Source organism: Blautia sp. TM10-2 (assembly GCF_003480845.1).
Taxonomy (GTDB): Bacteria; Bacillota; Clostridia; order Lachnospirales; family Lachnospiraceae; genus Fusicatenibacter; species Fusicatenibacter saccharivorans.
Window position 1 is genome coordinate 39,366 of the sequence record NZ_QUJZ01000011.1, and the last position, 16,094, is coordinate 55,459.

At 48.5% G+C, this 16,094-nt stretch carries 18 protein-coding genes and 1 riboswitch; of the genes, 16 read left to right on the forward strand and 2 right to left on the reverse strand.

Annotation, left to right across the window (positions count from 1 at the left end; translation table 11 throughout):
• The first annotated feature begins 14 nt into the window (after positions 1-14).
• From DXD92_RS12150 to DXD92_RS12160, 4 genes are all read left to right on the forward strand, one after another.
• A complete protein-coding gene (locus DXD92_RS12150; protein ID WP_117508967.1) occupies positions 15-233 on the forward strand; it encodes a UDP-N-acetylenolpyruvoylglucosamine reductase in 219 nt (72 codons plus the stop codon).
• A gap of 32 nt (positions 234-265) precedes the next feature.
• Positions 266-538: a PIN domain-containing protein gene (locus tag DXD92_RS19525; protein WP_118594420.1), complete on the forward strand. Its 273-nt coding sequence runs from the start codon at positions 266-268 to the stop codon at positions 536-538.
• Entirely contained in the window at positions 451-636 is a 186-nt protein-coding gene (locus tag DXD92_RS12155; protein ID WP_334294721.1) for a DUF6198 family protein, read from the forward strand. Before DXD92_RS19525 ends, DXD92_RS12155 begins: the two co-directional genes overlap by 88 nt.
• Before the next feature lie 100 nt (positions 637-736).
• Positions 737-836: riboswitch (THF riboswitch) on the forward strand.
• A gap of 67 nt (positions 837-903) precedes the next feature.
• Positions 904-1,506 (forward strand): folate family ECF transporter S component, encoded by a 603-nt coding sequence (locus DXD92_RS12160; RefSeq protein ID WP_022461732.1) that lies wholly within the window; start codon positions 904-906, stop codon positions 1,504-1,506.
• Positions 1,507-1,698: 192 nt separating this feature from the next.
• Here the strand turns inward: DXD92_RS12160 and DXD92_RS12165 are convergent, their stop codons facing one another.
• Entirely contained in the window at positions 1,699-1,998 is a 300-nt protein-coding gene (locus DXD92_RS12165; protein WP_118594421.1) for a hypothetical protein, read from the reverse strand.
• 80 nt (positions 1,999-2,078) lie between these two features.
• Entirely contained in the window at positions 2,079-3,578 is a 1,500-nt protein-coding gene (gene arfA / locus DXD92_RS12170; RefSeq protein ID WP_118640598.1) for an arabinosylfuranosidase ArfA, read from the reverse strand.
• A gap of 231 nt (positions 3,579-3,809) precedes the next feature.
• On the opposite strand from arfA, the gene DXD92_RS12175 reads away from it, so the two are divergent.
• The 12 genes from DXD92_RS12175 (at position 3,810) to DXD92_RS12230 (ending at position 16,027) form a co-directional block, all read left to right on the forward strand.
• The gene (locus DXD92_RS12175) at positions 3,810-4,649 is read left to right on the forward strand and encodes a helix-turn-helix domain-containing protein (RefSeq protein ID WP_055217931.1); all 840 of its coding nucleotides are present in this window, start codon (positions 3,810-3,812) and stop codon (positions 4,647-4,649) included.
• 88 nt (positions 4,650-4,737) lie between these two features.
• Complete coding sequence (locus DXD92_RS12180) at positions 4,738-6,060, forward strand: sodium-dependent transporter (RefSeq protein WP_117508962.1); 1,323 nt, start codon at positions 4,738-4,740, stop codon at positions 6,058-6,060.
• Positions 6,061-6,235: 175 nt separating this feature from the next.
• Positions 6,236-6,988, forward strand: coding sequence for a Fe-S cluster assembly ATPase SufC (sufC, locus tag DXD92_RS12185; protein ID WP_117508961.1), 753 nt, complete (start codon positions 6,236-6,238; stop codon positions 6,986-6,988).
• A 30-nt stretch (positions 6,989-7,018) separates the two neighbouring features.
• The gene (gene sufB, locus DXD92_RS12190) at positions 7,019-8,425 is read left to right on the forward strand and encodes a Fe-S cluster assembly protein SufB (protein WP_117508960.1); all 1,407 of its coding nucleotides are present in this window, start codon (positions 7,019-7,021) and stop codon (positions 8,423-8,425) included.
• 13 nt (positions 8,426-8,438) lie between these two features.
• A complete protein-coding gene (locus tag DXD92_RS12195; RefSeq protein ID WP_117508959.1) occupies positions 8,439-9,497 on the forward strand; it encodes a SufB/SufD family protein in 1,059 nt (352 codons plus the stop codon).
• Positions 9,484-10,701, forward strand: a complete 1,218-nt coding sequence (locus DXD92_RS12200) for an aminotransferase class V-fold PLP-dependent enzyme (RefSeq protein ID WP_117508958.1) — start codon at positions 9,484-9,486, stop codon at positions 10,699-10,701. Before DXD92_RS12195 ends, DXD92_RS12200 begins: the two co-directional genes overlap by 14 nt.
• Complete coding sequence (sufU, locus tag DXD92_RS12205; RefSeq protein WP_055217922.1) at positions 10,691-11,119, forward strand: Fe-S cluster assembly sulfur transfer protein SufU; 429 nt, start codon at positions 10,691-10,693, stop codon at positions 11,117-11,119. Before DXD92_RS12200 ends, sufU begins: the two co-directional genes overlap by 11 nt.
• 197 nt (positions 11,120-11,316) lie before the next feature.
• Complete coding sequence (gene eno / locus DXD92_RS12210; RefSeq protein ID WP_055217920.1) at positions 11,317-12,618, forward strand: phosphopyruvate hydratase; 1,302 nt, start codon at positions 11,317-11,319, stop codon at positions 12,616-12,618.
• A 206-nt stretch (positions 12,619-12,824) separates the two neighbouring features.
• Entirely contained in the window at positions 12,825-13,499 is a 675-nt protein-coding gene (locus DXD92_RS12215; protein ID WP_022462789.1) for an amino acid ABC transporter permease, read from the forward strand.
• Positions 13,500-13,502: 3 nt separating this feature from the next.
• Positions 13,503-14,246 carry an amino acid ABC transporter ATP-binding protein gene (locus tag DXD92_RS12220; protein ID WP_117812771.1) on the forward strand — a complete coding sequence of 248 codons (744 nt, stop codon included), beginning with the start codon at positions 13,503-13,505 and terminating at the stop codon, positions 14,244-14,246.
• A 122-nt stretch (positions 14,247-14,368) separates the two neighbouring features.
• Positions 14,369-15,226 carry a transporter substrate-binding domain-containing protein gene (locus DXD92_RS12225; RefSeq protein WP_118640599.1) on the forward strand — a complete coding sequence of 286 codons (858 nt, stop codon included), beginning with the start codon at positions 14,369-14,371 and terminating at the stop codon, positions 15,224-15,226.
• 27 nt (positions 15,227-15,253) lie between these two features.
• Entirely contained in the window at positions 15,254-16,027 is a 774-nt protein-coding gene (locus DXD92_RS12230) for a histidinol-phosphatase (RefSeq protein WP_118640600.1), read from the forward strand.
• Positions 16,028-16,094 lie beyond the last annotated feature (67 nt).

The following is a 16,094-nucleotide window of genomic DNA, read 5'->3' on the forward strand; positions in this document are numbered from 1 at the left end:
GAGACAAAAACATAATGACAGCAATGAGAGAAGAAGCATTTGAATTATTGGAAAAAATGCCAGAAGATAAACTAGTGTTTATTATTCAGATTATGCAGGGTGTAAACAGTCTTTATAATAGCGGTGCTGTTGAATCGAAAAAAGATGCTTTTTTACGAATGGAGCAAATAAGAAAAAAAGGAAATGTTCAGGATGACGATGCTGAATTGGCATCTTATAGAGAGGAAAAATAAATGCGTGCATTGCCGCACACTCTGTTTCTAATATGTTTTTTATTTTAAGAAAGACATATGACGTAAAAGAAAGAAGAGAACTTCTCCTTAGCTTATTTGAAATTTTTGATGTAGAAGGAATTGATTCAGAAAAACTAATGAAAGGTCTGAAAAATGAAACATTTTCAGATTTTGAAGACTGTTTGCAGATGGAATGTGCCGAATCATTTTGCGCACAATATATTGTTACAAGAAATACAGCAGATTATGTGACTTCAAACATACCTGCGGTTACTCCGACGGAATATTTGGAATCGGAACGGTAGCAGCTGCTTTTACGATGGGAAAAGGTATTGTGCTGATGGGAAAACTGCTGGATAAAAAGTTTGCGTTTGTCTCCGTTTTATCACCGGAAAGACCGTAAAATGCAGGGCTGATATTTGATCGTAAAAAATTAGAAAAAAATGTAAAATCCTCTTGAAACCAAGGGGATTTTACTATATAATGAGCAGGACAAAAACAACTGCAGAGTAAGTTCATATGCGTAAAGTGCTCCCGGGATAGAGAGTAGCCAGGGAGACGAAAAGAGAAAATCTTGCGGTATATGAATTGCATCTCGCTGCAACAGAAGATAGAGACAAGAGATTATCTCCTATTGTAGTCAGATATCTGTAAAGGAGGTAATTTTTTTATGCAGAAAAATGCAAATGAAACAGCAAAAGAAACAAAAAACATGTTTCTGCAGTCAGCAAAAGAGCTGAAAGCAGTCACAACCCTCGCAGCCTGTGCCATGTTCGCAGCGCTGGCGATGATTCTGAACCAGGTAGCATCGATTGATATCGGACCTTATGTCCGCATCGGATTTTCTGGAATCCCGAACCGCCTTGTCGATTACCTGTTCGGACCAGTGACAGGATGTCTTTTCTCCGGCATTCTTGATGTCGTAAAATACTTCCTGAAACCGAGCGGCCCGTTCTTCTTCGGATTCACCTTTAATGCGATGCTGGCATCTTTTATGTATGGATGCTTCTACTATCGCAAAAAACTGACCATCAAACGTGTGCTTGCAGCCAAGTTCATCGTTATGCTGACTGTCAACGTACTGCTGAACACCCTGTGGATCAGCATGCTGTATGGAAAAGGAATCATGGTGCTTCTTCCGGCACGTGCCTTAAAGAACCTGATTATGTGGCCGATCGATTCCATCATTTTCTATAGCCTGACGAAGTTGATCGAGCAGACCGGCGTCTTCCGCATGTTCCATGCAAGAACCGCTGCACAGGCACAGAGATAAAGAAAAATTCAGACACCATCAAAACGATACATTTACCAATCTGCAGAAAAGGTACTGTCCGCCAGAACAAAAAGGAAGCGGATGGGTTTTGTCGGAAAAGAAAAGCGAAAAAGAACTGCGGCAGGAACTTCCCCAAAAGGAAGCCTGCCGCAGTTCTTTTTGTATGAAAATCCCATCAGGCGGACAGCGATTTTACTGATATCCGTGATCTGACCAGTCCTGGTTTTTGATCCGCTCGTAATCCTCCTCTGTAATCGGAAGAATCGTTCCATGCTTGTAGCCGTATGGGAACGAGAAGGAAGCATCAGAACGAACAAATTTTCCGGAAGCAAGGCTGTCTGCAACAAACGGCACATATCCCTGGCCGGCACCCGGAACGCCGTCGTTGACAGCTTCCCAGTGGAAACCATCGCGGCTTATGCCGAAATAAACCTGTTCGCCGTCCGGTGTTGTTTTTTCCCGAAAATGAACAAATAAATATGCCTGTGCCATAAAATAAAACTCCTTTATGCATATGTTTGGATGAAAAATTCAGATGTTCTGTTTTTCAGGCCATACCTTATACGGTTCCATTATTTTGTAAGACGGATCACATTCCAGCTGTGTTTTCCAAGAACGGTGTGCATTTTTCCATTCTCCAGTTTGGTGGCATCGGAATGGGTCGGAGTAACGTGGTTCGGATCTGCTTCGGTGTTGACCGCTTTCATATCGTCGTTTGTCAGCACGATGTGCTCAGCCAGACGGCATCTTTCGAACTGACGCAGATCGCAGGAAACCTCCATATCCTCATCCAGGCTCTTGTTGACTGCAAAAATGGTCAGTGCATCGTTTTCCTCATCCCAGATGCAGACAGAATCGAGATACGGAGCTTCGCCGTACGTTTTGCTCTCGTAAACCGGTGTCAAAACCTGTGTATTTAAGACGGTTCCGCGGCCGTATACGCTTGCATGCATGTATGGATAGAAGATCGTCTGACGCCATGCACCGGTATCGGATGTCATGATCGGAGCGATAACGTTGACAAGCTGTGCGAGGCAGGCAATCTTGACACGGTCTGCGTGGCGCAGGAGTGTGATCAGCATGCTTCCGACGAGAAGTGCATCCTCAAAGTTGTAAACATCCTCAAGCTGATGAGGTGCGCGTACCCATTTCTCCAGCTTCTGATCCTGCTCATTGCTGTGATACCATACGTTCCACTCATCGAAGGAAAGGTTAATCTGCTTTTTGCCGTGTTTTTTCGCTTTGACTGCATCACAGATCGCAACTACACCGGAGATGAAATCATCCATGCCCTTGGAGCTTGCCAGGAAATCGACAGTATCATTTGCATAATTTCCGTAGTACTGGTGTAAAGAAAGGTAATCCACCTCATCATAGCATTCGTCCAGAACCGTATATTCCCAGGAACCGAAGGTTGGCATCGTAAGATTGGAGCTTCCGCAGGCAACAGTTTCAATCGTCGGATCCATGAATTTCATCAGACGGGAAGTCTCTGCTGCAATACGTCCGTACTCAGAAGCGGTCTTATGTCCCATCTGCCACGGTCCGTCCATCTCGTTGCCGAGGCACCAGAGTTTGATGTTGTGTGGATCTTTGTAACCGTGGGATTTTCTCAGATCACTGTAGTAGGTGCCGCCCTTGAAGTTGCAGTACTCCAGCACATTTTTTGCGTCTTCCGGTCCGCGGGTTCCGAGATTGACGGCCATCATAATGTCACTGCCGGCTTTTTTCGACCAGTCAGCAAACTCATTCAGACCGAATTCGTTTGTCTCAATCACGCCCCAGGCAAGATCTGGTTTTGCAGGCCGTTTGTCTTTCGGGCCTACGCTGTCTTCCCAGTGAAAACCGGAGACAAAGTTTCCGCCCGGGTAACGGACGATCGGTACTTGAAGCTCTTTGACAAGATCCAGGGTATCTTTTCGGAAGCCCTGCTCGTCGGAGAGAACACTTCCTTCCTGATAGATGCCCTCGTAAACGGCGCGTCCCAGGTGCTCGATAAAGGAACCGAAGATTCGTTTGTCAACTTTTCCGGTAAGAAAATATTTGTCAATGATAATCTCTGCTTTTTTCATACTTAAAAATCCTCCTGTTAAAAGAAATGTTCGTTTTCAGACACGATCCAGAAAAACAAAGGATCACCGGCGTGTCTATGATTTTATTCCACCGTTTCGCTTTCGCTTTGGATAGTTTCAATTTTAGCAGGAAGATAGAAAAAAACCAGAGATTTTTGTCCGACAAATTTGACTTTTTTTCCGGTTTTGCGGTAAAATAGGGAGAAGAAAAGAAAAGGGGAAACGAGAAGAATGGAATTTTCAGTTCATATTTGTGAATATAATAGATCCAACGCCGATTATGAGACGATATATCGGCCGGAGGGCAGCGGGGACTATCTGTTTCTGTTGTTTAAAACGCCGATGAAGGTGTATGACAGAACTGCGTTTTTCATTGCACAGGAAAATGCCTGCCTTTTTTACACGCCGGATCACGAGCAGCATTATCAGGCTGTTCAGAAGTTTCGCAACAGCTATGTCCATTTCTGGTGCGGTGAGAATCTGGGTGAAACGTATGGAATTCCGCAGAATACTGTTTTTTATCCGCAGAACACGGAAGCAATTGATGAGCTGATTCGCCTTTTGCAGAGGGAATACATTGTGAAAGATCCATACGCAGTGGAATATGAGGAAGCACTGGTTCGTCAGATGATGATTACGGCATCGCGCGGTATGCGGCTGTACAAGAAAGCGGCAGAGGAGCCGGCCGGACTGTATCAGGAATTCCAGGAGCTGCGCCTTAAGATGTTGAGCCATTATGAGAAAGACTGGACGACAGAAAAGCTTTGCCAGATGGCCAATATGGAAAAAAGTCAGTTTTATTCTTATTACAAACAGTTTTTCAGCAGCACCCCGCACAGCGATCTGATTGAAGTACGGCTCGACAAGGCGAAAAATCTTTTGACAAATCAGGCACTTTCCATCGGACAGACCGCGGAAATCTGCGGTTTTTCCAATCTGTCTCATTTCAGCCGCTATTTCAAACGCCACTGCGGATGTTCTCCGCGGGAATGGCAGCAGCAAGGCGGAAAAAGCATAAAATATAAAGTGAAGTTGCAGGAAGATGAGAAATGCTATAGCTTTTCCCAATAGCTTATGATAAAATATTCAGAAGATGTTGGAGTCAAAAGGTACTTTGGCCATGATATCTTCAGAAAAAGTAAGAAAAAGGGAGAGCAGTATGAAAAAGAGAGAGTCATTTAACAGTCGGTGGGGATTTATCCTGGCCTGCATCGGCTCTGCAGTTGGAATGGGCAACATCTGGATGTTCCCTACCCGGGTTTCCTTGTACGGAGGAGGTTCCTTTTTGATTCCGTATTTCCTGTTCGTTGCACTGATCGGCTTTACCGGTGTGAGCGGGGAGATGAGTTTTGGCCGTGCCACAAGATCCGGTCCGGTTGATGCGTTCGGTTTTGCGTGTGAAACGAAAGGAAAACGAAAAGCCGGAGAGGCGCTTGGTCTGATTCCGGTGCTGGGTTCCCTGGCAATGGCGATCGGTTATACGGTTGTCATGGGGTGGATTTTCAGGTACATGATCGGAACCTTTACCGGAAAGACACTGTCAGCTGTGAGCGTAGAGGATTTTGCCGGAGCGTTTGAATCCATGGCATCTGCGTTTGGAAACAATTTCTGGCAGATCGCAGCTCTTGTGGTTGCGATGGTCATTCTGGCATTTGGTGTTGGTAAGGGAATTGAGAAGGTCAATAAGGTGCTGATGCCTGTTTTCTTTCTCCTGTTTGTTGCACTTGGTATCTATGTTGCCTTTCAGCCCGGTGCAGCGGATGGATACCGTTATATTTTCCGTGTGGAACCAAAAGCACTTGCAGATCCGAAGACCTGGATTTTTGCACTTGGTCAGGCATTCTTTTCCCTGTCTGTAGCCGGAAACGGAACACTGATCTATGGTTCCTATTTGTCAGATGGGGAAAATATTCCGGCCGCCGCCGGAAGAGTAGCATTTTTTGATACGCTCGCTGCTATGCTTGCTGCGCTGGTTATTATCCCGGCGATGGCAACTACGGGAGCACAGTTAAATACAGGAGGACCTGGACTTCTGTTCATTTTCCTTCCGAATTTGATAAAGTCTATGCCGGGTGGCGCGCTGATCGCAATCGTTTTCTTTGTCGCTGTCTTTTTTGCCGGCCTTACCTCTCTGATTAACCTGTACGAAGCACCGATTGCAACGGTACAGGAAAAATTTCATCTCGGAAGAGTAGCAGCCTGCGGTGTGATCGGGGTTATCGGTGTGGTCGTATCTCTTCTGATCCAGGGCATTGTATCCCAGTGGATGGATGTTCTGTCGATCTACATTTGCCCGCTCGGCGCCGGCCTTGCCGGAGTCATGTTCTTCTGGATCTGCGGAAAGAAGTATGTGCAGTCCCAGGTAGACAAGGGAAGAAGCAGCAAATTCACGGATCTGTATTATCCGATCTGCAAATATATCTACGTGCCGATCTGTGTGCTGGTTCTGATTCTCGGAATCGTGCTTGGCGGAATCGGCTGAAACGATGTTGATAGAAAACGCGCCTGTCGTGCGGAAAAAAAATCCGGCGGCAGGTGCGTTTTTTGATAAAATTTTTCAAATATATAAATCCGATTGAAATACTCGGAAAAAAGGTCTACAATCGGAGGCGAAAACAGAGATTTTAACCTCGAAGCAAAATAAGGAGGATATCAATATGGGAAAAAATCTTTTAACAGTGAAAGATTTAACGGTAAATGTAGAAGAAAAAGAGATCCTGCACGGCGTCAATCTTACGATTGGAAAAGGGGAGACGCATGTGCTGCTTGGACCGAATGGTACCGGAAAGTCGACGCTTGGCAATACGCTGCTCGGCAATCCGAAATATAACGTGACACGCGGCGAAATCTGGTTCCAGGGAAAGAACATCACAGAAGAGCCGGTCAATGAACGCGCCAAAATGGGACTGTTTCTCTCGTTTCAGAATCCGCTTGAGGTGCCTGGCGTAACCTTAAGCTCTTTTATCCGCAGCGCCGTCGAGTTAAAAACTGGCAAACGGATGCGTCTGTTTGAGTTCCGGAAAGAACTGGAAAAAGCAATGGAAGTTCTGCAGATGGATCCGTCGTATGCAGACCGTGATCTGAATGTCGGATTTTCCGGCGGTGAGAAAAAGAAAGCCGAGATCTTGCAGCTTCTGATGCTCGAGCCGTCCCTTGCCATTCTCGATGAGACCGACTCCGGCCTGGATATCGATGCGGTCCGCACCGTTTCTGCCGGAATTGAGGCATACCGCAGAAAATGCGGAGGAAGTCTTCTGATCATCACGCACAGCACGAAGATTCTGGAATCGCTGATGGTGGATCAGACCCACATCATGGTGGAAGGTGAAATTGTCAAAACCGGCGATGCATCTCTTGTAGAGGAGATCAACCGGGACGGATTTGGAAAATACGAAAAGTCACTGGCGTAAAACCGAAGGTACAGAAAGGATGAAAACGCTGTGAGAGAAAAAAGCTATGTAGAGGATATTGACCGAAGCATCTATGATTTCAAAGACGATGAAAAGGATGCCTATAAAGTAAAAGCCGGCCTGACGCCGGAAATTGTACAGAAAATTTCGGATGAGAAGAAAGACCCTGCCTGGATGCAGCTGTTCCGTCTGCGTTCTTTACAGATCTACAACCAGATGCCGATTCCGGATTGGGGTCCGTCGATCGAGGGTCTGAACATGGATGACATCGTAACGTATGTCCGCCCGAATACGAAAATGAAAGCAAAGTGGTCCGATGTGCCGGATGACATCAAAAATACGTTTGAGCGTCTCGGCATCCCGCAGGCAGAGCGGAAATCACTCGCCGGCGTGGGCGCACAGTATGATTCGGAGCTGGTCTATCACAACGTCCGCGCGGAAGTTGCGGCGCAGGGTGTTGTCTATACCGATATGGAGAGTGCGCTGCATGGTGAGTACGCGGATATGGTGCGGAAACACTTTATGAAACTGGTGAAACCGACCGACCACAAATTTGCCGCACTGCACGGAGCCGTCTGGTCCGGCGGTTCGTTTGTCTATGTGCCGAAGGGGGTTTCCGTGGAAATCCCGCTGCAGTCGTATTTCCGCCTGAATGCGCCGGGCGCAGGCCAGTTCGAGCATACGCTGATTATTGTCGATGAGGACGCGGACCTTCACTTTATCGAGGGCTGTTCCGCACCGAAATACAATGTGGCCAACCTCCATGCCGGATGTGTGGAGCTGTTTGTCGGAAAGAATGCAAGACTCCGTTATTCTACGATTGAAAACTGGTCGAAGAATATGTACAACCTGAACACGAAGCGCGCGCAGGTCGAGGAGGGCGGAAAAATCGAGTGGGTTTCCGGTTCATTCGGCTCCCACGTTTCCTACCTGTACCCGATGAGCGTGCTGAAAGGAAGAGGCGCAAAGATGGAATTTACCGGCATCACGTTCGCCGGTAAGGGCCAGAATCTCGATACCGGAGCGAAGGTTGTCCACAGCGCGCCGGATACGAGTTCCTATATTAACACGAAATCGATCTCGAAGGACGGCGGCATCAGCACCTTCCGTTCGTCAGTCTCTGCAACAAAAGCGGCAAAGAACACGAAATCAGCCGTTTCCTGCCAGTCTCTGATGCTCGATGATATCTCCCGGTCGGACACGATTCCGGCGATGGATATCCGTACAAAAGATGCGAACATCGGCCATGAAGCACAGATCGGAAGCATCAGCGATGAAGCCGTCTTTTATCTGATGTCGCGCGGCATGACGGAAGAGGATGCGAGAGCGTGCATCGTCAGCGGATTCGCGGATGATGTTTCAAAAGAACTGCCGCTGGAGTACGCGGTGGAGATGAACAATCTGATCCGCCTCGAGATGAAGGGTAGCATTGGATAAGGAGGCCAGACACATGGAAGAACAGAACAGCATGAAAATCAACCAGCTTCCATCGAAAACATGGTACTGGCTGGGATTAAATGATACAAAAGTAAAATGGGCGGCGGGTGCGCCGTGTGAAATCTGCGCGGAAGAGCCGTCTGCGGATGATGAGATAACGGGTTTTCCGGAAGCTATGAATACCGGGGCAGGAAAAGAGACGGATGTCCTTTTTGCACCGGAGCAGACGAAAAACTGGAGTGTCTCTGCAAAGGAGGGGCAGACGAAACAGGTCACGCTTTCCATCGGACAGGGAAAAGAGACGGTTTCATCCGGAAAGATCCGCGCGGCGGCAGAAGAGGGAGCTTCCCTTACCGTTTTCGAGGTATTTGAACCGGCACAGGCAGCGGGACAGCTCGCGGTGCGGACAGAACTTTACGCGAAAAAAAACAGCCGCATCCGGCTCGTGCAGGTGATGATGCGCGGTGAGGGACAGGAGCTTTTAAATGATGTCGGATGCATCTGCGAGGAAAATGGTGCACTGGATCTTTTACAGGTCGTTGTCGGAAAAGGCGATGTCTATGACGGTATCTGGACCGAACTGCAGAAGGATCACGCATCACTGCAGGCAGAAATCGGCTATCTTCTGCAGAATCAGCAGAAATTTGATGTCAATCTGAATGTGCGCCACTTCGGAAAAGTAACCAAGAGCACGATCCAGGTAGACGGAACGCTGATGGATGCGGCGGAAAAGATCTTCCGCGGCACAATCGACTTTGTGCGCGGTTCGGCAGATTCCGTCGGAGCAGAGACAGAACAGGTATTGCTGCTCGGCGATGATGTAGTCAACAAGACGATTCCTGTGATCCTCTGTGCAGAGGAAAACGTACAGGGAAGCCACGGCGCGGCAATCGGAGAACTCGATGAAGAGACACTGTTTTACTTCGGTGCGCGCGGCATGGACCGTACACAGGCAGAAAATACGATAGCGCGGGCGAAACTGGAAGCAAAAATCCAGAAGATCGGCGATGCGGACATCGAACAGAAAGTAAAAACACAGCTTGCGGAGGTGCTTGACCGTGACAACAGATAACATCAGAAAAAATTTCCCGCTTCTGCAGCAAATGGACACGATCTATCTGGACAACGCGGCGACGGCACAGCGCCCGTCATGCGTTCTTGCTGCAGTACAGGAATTTTACGAACAGAAAAATGCAAATCCTCTGCGAGGCTTCTATCCTTTAAGCCTGGAGGCGACGGAGAGCTATCAGGAGGCAAGGAAGACCGTACAGGAGTTTATTCATGCAGAAGAGCCGGAGGAGATTATTTTTACCCGGAATACAACGGAAAGCCTGAACCTTGTGGCATACAGCTATGGCCTGAACTTTTTAAAGGAAGGCGACGAGATCGCTGTAACAATCATGGAGCATCACAGCAATCTGCTTCCGTGGCAGATGGTGTCGCGTATGACTGGGGCGAAGCTCCATTATCTGGAATGTACCAGTGAGGGCGAGCTGACCGATGAGGAGCTCCAAAAGGGCATTAATGAGAGAACACGTCTTGTGACTGTTGCGCAGGTATCGAATGTGCTCGGCTGCGTGAATCCGCTCCAGAAAATCACGGAGATGGCGCACCGCGTAGGAGCCGTTGTCGTTGTGGACGGCGCCCAGAGCGTTCCGCATATGCCGGTCGACGTACAGGCGCTGGATGCAGATTTTCTCGCCTTTTCCGGCCATAAGCTGATGGGCCCGATGGGAATCGGCTGTCTGTATGGAAAACGGGAACTGCTGGAAAAAATGCCGCCGTTTTTAACCGGAGGCGAGATGATCGATTCCGTTCACCGCGACGGAGCCGTTTTTGCACCGGTTCCGCAGAAATTTGAGGCGGGAACGGTAAATGCAGCCGGTGCGGTGGGGCTGGCCGCAGCGATCCGGTATCTGCAGGAAAAAGGATTTGATTATATCCAGAAAAAAGAGCTGGAACTGACGCAACGTGCTATGGAAGGACTCGGCGCGCTGCCGTACGTTCATATCCTCGGTTCCAAAGATCCGGCCAACCATACGGGCATCGTTTCGTTTACGATTGACGGCGTGCATCCGCACGATGTGAGCGAAATTCTTTCTTCTGACGGCATCGATGTGCGGGCAGGCCACCACTGTGCACAGCCGCTTCTGGAATATCTTGGCGTCCGAAGTTCGACAAGAGCCAGCATGATGTTTTATAATACACCGGAAGAGATTGATGCACTGATCGAAAGTGTATCCACAATCAGAAGGAGAATGGGCTATGGAGAGTAGAGGATTTTATAACGAAATTTTGACGGAGCACAATCTGCGTCCGGAATTCAAGCATGATCTGCCGGATGCGGACATCGTACTCGAGGGCGTCAACCCAAGCTGCGGCGATGATATCTGGCTGAAATTAAAAGTCGACGGCGATGTGATCACGGACGGTGCGTTCGTGGGCGACGGCTGTGCGATTTCGCAGGCATCGGCGGACATTATGCTCGGCATGATCATCGGAAAGACGAAGGACGAGGCACTGCGCCTGGGAAATCTGTTTCTGCGCATGATCAAAGGAGAAGCATCCGACGAGGAGATTGACGAACTCGAGGAGGCTGGTGCACTGAAAGATATCTCCCACATGCCGGCAAGAGTGAAATGTGCAGTGCTTGGATGGCATACGCTGGAAGAGGCATTTAAACAGGAAAAATAAGAACAGAAAAACTTTTTGCATTTCTGAGAAAAAGTATCACTTTACCCACTTGCAATTTTTAAAAAATTAGTTATAATGAATTATAGTTAGTAATGGCTAACCAAAGTGAATCAATCATTGTTATCTCCCGTCTGCGGATCCTGGACACTTCGCAGGCGGGAAACTCCAGAAACAAACGAGAAAGGAGCACACGAAAAGTGAAGAGCCTGAAAATTGAGGAAGTAAAAGGAAGAGAAATTCTGGATTCCAGAGGAAACCCAACCGTAGAAGCTGAGGTTGTTCTTGCAGGAGGCGTTGTAGGACGCGGCATGGCACCAAGCGGCGCATCTACCGGTGAGTTTGAGGCACTGGAATTACGAGATGGAGATAAAGCAAGATACCTTGGAAAAGGTGTGCAGAAAGCAGTAGAAAACATCAACACCGTCATCAACGATACCTTAAAAGGTATGGATGCATCCGATACCTACGCTGTAGATAAAGCTATGATCGATGCGGACGGAACAAAAGATAAATCCCGCCTGGGTGCAAATGCCATTCTGGCTGTATCCATTGCCTGCGCAAGAGCAGCAGCAAACGCACTTGAGATTCCGCTGTACCGCTTCTTCGGCGGCGTTTCCGGAAATCGTCTGCCGGTTCCGATGATGAACATCATCAACGGCGGATGCCACGCACTTTCTTCCGGCCTGGATGTACAGGAGTTCATGATCATGCCGGTTGGAGCATCTTCTTTCAAAGAGTGCTTAAGATGGTGCGCTGAGGTATTCCATGCACTGGCTGCCATCTTAAAAGAGCGCGGACTGGCAACATCGGTTGGAGATGAAGGCGGTTTTGCACCGGCTCTGAAATCCGATGAAGAAGCCATCGAGACCATTCTTGAGGCCGTGAAAAAAGCAGGCTACGAGCCAGGCAGAGACTTCAAGATCGCGATGGATGCTGCTTCCTCCGAGTGGAAGACAGGTACCAAGGGTGAATACAAACTGCCGAAAGCCGGCACTGTATTTACTTCCAAAGAGCTGATCGCTCACTGGAAGGCACTGGTAGAGAAATACCCGATCATCTCCATCGAGGATGCTCTGGATGAAGAAGACTGGGAAGGCTGGAAAGAGCTGACCGCAGAGCTTGGCGGAAAAGTACAGCTTGTCGGTGACGACCTGTTTGTAACCAATACTGAGCGTCTGGCAAAAGGTATCTCCCTTGGCTGCGGAAATTCCATCCTGATCAAACTGAATCAGATCGGTTCTGTATCTGAGACCCTTGAGGCAATCAAAATGGCTCACAAAGCAGGCTACACCGCAATTTCCTCCCACCGTTCCGGTGAGACCGAGGATACCACCATCGCAGACCTGGCTGTTGCCCTGAACACCTGCCAGATCAAGACCGGTGCACCGAGCCGTACCGAGCGTGTTGCAAAATACAACCAGCTTCTCCGAATCGAAGAAGAACTTGGAACGGCCGCTGTATACCCTGGTGCAAGAGCATTTAATGTGACACAGGACTAAGCAGTAAATAACATAATACCATAAAAAAAGACAAGATCCTTCCTCTTAAAACCAACCATAAATAAGAGTCCCCGGGGCCGTTGAAAAACGTGTTTCCCGGGGATTCTTGCATGCGGGGGAGGGGTATATGAAAAAACACTTGACTTGAAGCGGACTTGAAGTGTTATCCTATCTAGGAAAATGCAAAATAAGGGGGATATATCGAAATGAGCGAAAGATTATGGAATATTCTTCTGGATTCTTTCTGGAAAATTTTTCTGCCGGGCCTTAAGGTGACGATTCCGCTTACTGTAATCTCGTTTTCCATTGCACTTGTAATTGCGACGGCAATGGCTATGGTACAGTTTGCAAACATCAAAGGCCTTCGTCAGATTGCACGTTTCTATATCTGGATTTTCCGCGGAACCCCGCTTCTGGTCCAGCTTTTCGTTGTGTTTTACGGACTTCCGCGCGCCGGTATTCTGATCGATCCGTTTCCGGCGGCAGTTCTCGTCTTTTCCCTGAATGAGGGCGCCTACAGTGCCGAGACGATGCGTGCGGCCCTGGAAGCCGTTCCGGCAGGCCAGCTCGAAGCCGGTTACTGCGTCGGCATGTCGTATCTGCAGATCATGCGGAGAATCATTCTTCCGCAGGCAATGCGCACCGCATTCCCACCGCTTTCCAACTCTCTGATCGCCATGGTAAAGGATACTTCCCTTGCCGCAAATATCACCGTGACGGAGATGTTTATGGTAACGCAGCGGATTGTAGCGCGCACCCATGAGCCGCTGGCACTGTATATTGAAGTAGGACTGATCTACCTGCTGTTCTCCACTGTGCTCACGAAGCTGCAGGGAATCGGAGAGAAGAAACTGAGTACATATCAGAAAAAAGGGGAATAAGCCATGCTGGAAATTAAAGGATTAAAGAAAGCGTTCGGCAGCCTGGAAGTATTAAAAGGTGTAGATTTAAAAGTAAAACAGGGCGATGTTGTTGCAATCCTCGGTCCGAGTGGTTCAGGAAAAACGACGATGCTGCGCTGTGTCAACTTTCTGGAGCATGCGGACGGCGGCAGCCTGATCTTTGACGGGAAAGAATATCCGTTTCACAACATCAGCAAAAAAGATATCGCGGCGATCCGTCAGAAAACCGCATTTGTATTTCAGAACTATAACCTGTTCCTGAACAAAACAGCCCTTCATAACGTAACCGAGGGCCTGATTATCGGCAGAAAAATGCCAAAAGCCAGGGCGGAGGAAAAAGCGCGGGCAGCACTTGAAAAAGTAGGCATGCTGGACCGGGCGGACTACTATCCGCATCAGCTTTCCGGCGGACAGCAGCAGAGGGTGGCAATCGCCCGTGCACTGGCAACCGATCCGGAAATTATCTATTTTGATGAGCCGACCTCAGCACTCGACCCGGAACTGACCGGCGAGGTGCTTGGTGTTATGCGCCAGCTTGCCAAAGAGGGAATGACGATGCTCGTTGTCACGCATGAGATGGGCTTTGCAAGAAACGTTTCGAACAAAGTTGTCTTTATGGAAAACGGCGTTGTCGTTGAGGAAGGTCCGTCGAAGGAATTTTTCGCAAATCCGCGGGAAGAGCGGACGAGAACATTTTTGCAGAATATTGAACAGCATTACGAGTAAGGTATCCCGCAAAGCGGCAAATCCTGCCCGGAGCACGGAATCCGGACAGTTTGCAATAAAGAAAACAGAAGAAGCAAAGGCAGCTTCTTCCAGAACAAAACAAAAAAGGAGTGGCGAATATTATGAAAAAGAAAATGGCAGCAGTATTTCTGGCAGGTATCCTGACATCATCCTTTTTACTGACCGGATGTGGAAACAGCACGGCAGATAACAGCAGTGCTTCTTCCTCTTCATCAGCATCTTCCGCAAGTGCGTCTGGGGATCTTTTAGAGCAGATCCAGAGCAAGGGTGAGATCGTTGTGGCAATGGAAGGAACCTGGGCGCCGTGGACGTATCACGATGAGGACGACAACCTGGTCGGCTATGACGTAGAAGTGGCACAGCAGATCGCAGAGAAACTCGGCGTGAAAGCAACCTTTGTAGAGGGTGAGTGGGACGGCCTTCTTGCAGGAATCGATTCCGGCCGGTACGATATCATGGTAAACGGCGTAGATATCACAGAGGAGCGCGCTGAGAAATACAGCTTTTCCGATCCATACGCATACAACCGCACCGCTGTTATCGTAAACTCTGCTAACGATGAAATCCAGTCCATGGAGGATCTCGACGGAAAGAGCACCGCGAACACCATTTCCAGTACGTATGCAGAAGTTGCCGAGAAATATGGCGCAACCGTTACCGGTGTTGACGATCTGGAGCAGACTTTCGAGCTTCTCTTAAGCGGCCGTATCGATGCAACTCTGAACGCAGAGGTAACGTATTACGATTATATGAAAGCACACCCGGATGCAGAGATCAAAATTGCATGTCTCGATCCGGAATCCACAAAAGTCGGTATTCCGATGAAAAAAGGCGATGAGGCCAAGACGCTGCTTGAGGCAGTCAACAAAGCACTTGGCGAGCTCGCAGAAGAAGGAACACTGACAGAGCTTTCGGAAAAATATTTTGGAACGGATATCTCCAAAGAAGCAGCAGAATAAGATACAAAATAAAGAAGGTTACAGATCATGATTGCAAATTACCATACCCATACATGGCGGTGCCGCCATGCGGACGGAACGGAGCGGGAGTATGTGGAGCGCGCGATTGAGGGCGGCCTTAAAATTCTCGGTTTTTCCGACCATTCGCCTTATCCGTTCCCGGACGGCTACGATTCCGGCATGCGGATGCGGCTCGATCAGGTGGAAGGCTATGTAGATACCGTGCTGGCATTGAAAAAAGAGTATGACAAGGATATTGAAATCCATCTCGGACTCGAAACAGAGTATTTCCCGAGATTCTGGGATCAGCTGATTGATTTTTTGTCGGACTATCCGTTTGAGTACTTTGTGCTTGGCCAGCACAGCCTGGGAAATGAGATCGAAAAGATTCTCTACAGCGGCCATGGAACAACAGACGGAAGCTATCTGAAACAGTATGTGGACCAGTGCCTGGCAGGCATTGATACCGGAAAATACCTGTATCTGGCACACCCGGATCTCTTTTTATTCAACGGCGGCGAAGCAGTGTTCGACCGGGAATACCGGAGACTCTGCCGTGAGGTGAAAAAGAGAAACATTCCGTTGGAGATCAATTTCCTTGGTCTGATGGAAGAAAGATGGTATCCGAACGAGAAGTTCTGGAAGATCGCCGGCGAAGAAGGAAACACCGCCGTTTTCGGCTGTGATGCCCATACGCCGAAAGCCGTCTGGAATCCGGAGATGGAACAGAAGGCACTGCAGCTGGCAGCAAAATACGGTCTGAAAGTACAGGAAGCCGTTCCGATGCCGAAGACATTTTAACAGAAGCAGAAAAAGCTGTTCTTTTCTGGTGCGAGTTTTGAAAACTCCGCGGAAAAGAACAGCTTTT